The sequence below is a fragment of the Microcystis sp. M113S1 genome, assembly GCF_020246945.1.
In the GTDB taxonomy this organism is placed as follows: Bacteria; Cyanobacteriota; Cyanobacteriia; order Cyanobacteriales; family Microcystaceae; genus Microcystis.
On sequence record NZ_JADBSA010000348.1, the window covers coordinates 1 to 4,093 of the forward strand.

The 4,093-nt window shown below is 42.0% G+C and carries 3 protein-coding genes and 1 pseudogene; 3 read left to right on the forward strand and 1 reads right to left on the reverse strand.

Annotation, left to right across the window (positions count from 1 at the left end; all coding sequences use genetic code 11):
• The 3 genes and pseudogenes from IM319_RS17360 to bchB all read left to right on the forward strand — a co-directional run.
• Positions 1-109 (forward strand): annotated as a pseudogene (locus tag IM319_RS17360) (IS200/IS605 family transposase); the annotation flags it as partial.
• Between the two features lie 158 nt (positions 110-267).
• A complete protein-coding gene (locus tag IM319_RS17365; protein WP_158199866.1) occupies positions 268-864 on the forward strand; it encodes a ParA family protein in 597 nt (198 codons plus the stop codon).
• A gap of 155 nt (positions 865-1,019) precedes the next feature.
• Complete coding sequence (gene bchB, locus IM319_RS17370) at positions 1,020-2,546, forward strand: ferredoxin:protochlorophyllide reductase (ATP-dependent) subunit B (protein ID WP_287078083.1); 1,527 nt, start codon at positions 1,020-1,022, stop codon at positions 2,544-2,546.
• Positions 2,547-2,594: 48 nt separating this feature from the next.
• On the opposite strand, the gene IM319_RS17375 is transcribed toward bchB, so the two are convergent.
• Positions 2,595-3,722 (reverse strand): class I SAM-dependent methyltransferase, encoded by a 1,128-nt coding sequence (locus IM319_RS17375; RefSeq protein ID WP_287736421.1) that lies wholly within the window; start codon positions 3,720-3,722, stop codon positions 2,595-2,597.
• Positions 3,723-4,093: the final 371 nt, after the last annotated feature.

The window sequence follows — 4,093 nt, forward strand, 5'->3', positions numbered from 1 at the left end:
CTATGGGAAAGATGCTCTTTGGTCTCCTAGTTATTTTGTTTCTTCTGTAGGAGGTGCAACCCTGGAAGTTCTCAGATGCTCTATTAAAGATCAAGAAAAGCCGTCGTAAAACGACGGGGTTTTAACCCAAATTTTCGATAATGTCGAGACAGCCACGCTCAAAAATCTAGAATCCTGACTGATAGCCTTTCTGAACGGAAACTTAGACGGTTTTCAGTCCGTCTGGGAGTACACTAGAAAATACCCATTTATTCCATCGAGCCGTTCATGATTATTTCCGTCGTAGCACTGAAGGGAGGGGTCGGGAAAACCACCACATCGATTCATTTGGCCGCCTATTTTCAGGAAAAAGCGCCCACCTTATTGATCGATGCGGATAAAAATCGTTCGGCTCTCCATTGGTCCCGGGAAGACACCCTTCCTTTTATGGTAGCGTCCCAAGCTGGAGCGACGGGACTGGTGAAACAATACACTCATATTATCGTCGATACCCAGGCCCGGCCAGAGCCAGACGAGCTAAAAGATTTAGCTCAGGGCAGCGATTTATTAATCCTACCCACCACTCCCAATCATCTCGATATCGATGTCACGATTAAAGCGGTAGAATTGCTGTCCACGATGACCGATAATTATCGAGTTCTTTTAACCCAAGTGGATTCACGGACAAAAACAGGACGAGAAGCGCGGAAAGCTCTAGAAGAAGCAAAATTACCCCTATTTAAGCGAGAAATTCCCCGTTTAGTTGCTTTTGAACGAGCGGCCGAAAAAGCAGTCATCGTCAAAGATTATCCCGACCCCCGGTCCAATTTCGGTTGGCTTTGTTACCAAGCGGTCGGTAAAGAAATTTTTGCCCTAATGACATAAATTGTTAAAAAAGTTAATATTAATATTTGTGTCATTTTTCCCCAAAAAGATACTTAATCTGCATGGGGACTTTTTGTAATCTTCCGTTAAGCGTTCACTCCTAAATCGGTAAAGTCTGAGACAATCAAAAAAGTCTGACTGTAGGAGAACCCTCTATGAAATTGGCCTATTGGATGTATGCGGGTCCCGCTCATATTGGCACTTTAAGGATCGCCAGTTCCTTTAAAAATGTTCATGCTATCATGCACGCTCCTCTGGGAGACGATTATTTTAACGTCATGCGCTCGATGTTGGAAAGGGAGCGTAATTTTACCCCCGTCACTACTAGTATTGTCGATCGTAATGTTTTAGCCCGGGGTTCCCAAGAAAAAGTCGTCGATAATATTGTTCGCAAAGATCGCGAAGAAAGTCCCGATTTAATCGTTTTAACCCCCACCTGTACCTCCAGCATTCTCCAAGAGGATTTACAAAACTTTGTCGAAAGAGCGCGACAGGATGCCGAGGGGGATGTGCTGCTGGCCGATGTCAACCACTATCGCTATAATGAACTACAAGCGGCCGATAAAACTCTCTATCAAATTATCAAATATTATCTCGATAAGGCCCAGAGAAAAGGGGAAATTATCTCGCAGAAAACCCCTAAACCTTCGGTTAATATTATCGGCATTACCACCCTCGGTTTCCATAACCAACATGATCGCACAGAATTAAAGCGGTTAATGGCAGATTTGGACATTGAAGTTAATGACATTATCCCCGAAGCTGCCTCCGTAGAAAACTTAAAAAATCTGCCCCGCGCTTGGTTTAATCTGGTTCCCTATCGAGAAGTGGGATTAATGACAGCCAAATATCTCGAAAGTGAATTCGCCATGCCTTACGTTGATATTACCCCCATGGGAGTGGTGGAAACAGCGCGCTGTATTCGCAAAATTCAAGAGGTAATTAATGCCCAAGGTGCGGCAGTAGATTACGAAGATTTTATCAATGAACAAACTCTGCATATCTCCCAGGCTGCTTGGTTTTCTCGTTCCATTGACTGTCAGAATTTAACGGACAAAAAAGCGGTGGTTTTTGGTGATAATACCCACGCAGCCGCTATGACAAAAATTCTCGCCAGAGAGATGGGAATCCATGTGGTTTTAGCGGGGACTTATTGTAAGTATGATGCCGATTGGTTCCGGGAACAAGTGAGTGAATATTGCGATGAAGTGTTAATTAGCGATGATAATGGGGCGATAGGAGATGCTATTGCTCGGTTGGAACCGGCGGCGATATTTGGTACTCAAATGGAACGTCATGTGGGCAAACGTTTAGATATTCCCTGTGGAGTAATTGCCGCACCTATTCATATCCAAAATTTCCCCCTCGGTTATAAACCTTTCTTAGGTTACGAAGGCACTAATCAGATCGCCGATTTGGTCTATAATTCCTTTACTTTGGGCATGGAAGATCACCTATTAGAGATATTCGGTGGTCATGATACAAAAGAGGTAATTACTAAAGGTATTTCGGCAGATTCTGACCTAAATTGGAATAAGGAAGCTACGGCAGAATTACAGAAAATCCCCGGTTTTGTGCGGGGGAAAGTCAAACGAAATACCGAAAAATTCGCCCGGGAGCGAGGTATTGGTGAAATAACTTTAGAGGTAATGTATGCCGCTAAAGAATCTGTAGGAGCTTAATTATTCTTGGGGCTGAAAGTTAACAGTATTCAGCCCTATTTTTTTTAGTTATTTACTTAACCCCTGAAGTATTCTTTCCTCTACTCCTTTCCCCTGAATTAACACTCCAAATCCTCCTAAACCGGTGGGATTGATTAATTGATGTAAGGCATCTCGACGCTGAAATATAGTTAATATATCGATTTTTCCTTGAGAAAGTTGATTTAATCTATCCCCTAATCCCAAAGCCATTAAAAATAATCCTTGCTGAGTAAAACCGAGATTTTTTAAGCCTAATTTCTCCCCTTGACGTTGTAAAGCGGTAAAATCCACATGAGTGGTAATATCTTGTTCTCCCACCCACAAATAAGGATGATCATGACGCTGATGTTGTCGATAACATTGTAGGGTTCCTTGACTTCTTTGGGGATGATAATATTTTTCGGCAGTGTAACCATAATCTATGGTTAAGATATAACCTCGATCGAGTTTCCGATTAACCGTTTCTAACCAGTCTAAAGCTAATAAGTTTACCTCGGTTTGATAACCCTCCGGATAAAGTGGGGAAGGAATATTTATCCCCACTAAATCAAAATAGTCTTTGATTCTGTCGCTGGATAAATCTCCGATAATCTCCTGATAAGGTTCCCCCAATTCCAGATAAATTTCTCGCAATTCCCCTGACTCAATCACAACTCGATGGACAGGAAAAGCATCGATTAACTCATTACTAAACACACAACCCACAAGGGAATTATCGGCCAAATTCGGCCAACTTTGCCAAGATACTGGGGAATATCCCGCTAAAGTTGCCTGTTGTCTTTCCCTGAGTTTCTGAGATTGTTCGATAATTATATAACTGAGATTTTGATAAAAATCAGCATAGTTATCACTTAAATAATCAAGGATATCTTTCGCTAAAATTCCCGAACCTGCTCCCACTTCCACTAAAGTAAATCCCAGCGAATTACCTAAAAATGCCGCCATCTCGACAAATTGCTCTGCCAACAATTGACCAAAATCTGCCCCTAGTGACGAGGAAGTAAAAAAATCTCCTTTTGAGCCAATTTCTACTTTTCCAGAGGCGTAATAGCCATAATCGGGGTGATAGAGAGCTAAATCCATCCAGCGCTCGAAGCTAATTCGACCCGCTGCTGATTGTTTAATTTCCTCTAGGATGATTGCTTCTAAATTCATCTTAATCAGTAAACAGTAAACAGGTATAAAGATAAAGATAAAGATAACTAATACTAAATCCGTTGAATATAGGCTACATAAGGGGAATAAATAATCAGTCTTTAATAACCAGATTTAGTATAACGGCTCTTCTAGGTTCTGTGTGATCAGTTTAACTTACATAGGATCGATCGATCTTTGTGTCCTTTGTGTCTGGTGTGGTTTCTTCCACCCCCTCGCTAGGAGAAATGTATCTTAGAATACATTTTACCCACCAAATCCAAGAGAGCCGTATAACTAACTAATTAGGGTTTGCTGAAAAAGTTTTTCGGGGGGGGTTGGGGTTGAGGAGGTGCGGGGTTTGCTGGAGGGTTAGAATGGGTTTTGGGCGC

What these genes read in the sequence shown, in the direction of transcription:
- IM319_RS17365 (WP_158199866.1), top strand. Translation starts at nt 268, where the DNA reads ATGATTATTTCCGTCGTAGCACTGAAGGGAGGGGTCGGGAAAACCACC.
- bchB (WP_287078083.1), top strand. Translation starts at nt 1,020, where the DNA reads ATGAAATTGGCCTATTGGATGTATGCGGGTCCCGCTCATATTGGCACT.
- IM319_RS17375 (WP_287736421.1), bottom strand. Translation starts at nt 3,722, where the DNA reads ATGAATTTAGAAGCAATCATCCTAGAGGAAATTAAACAATCAGCAGCG.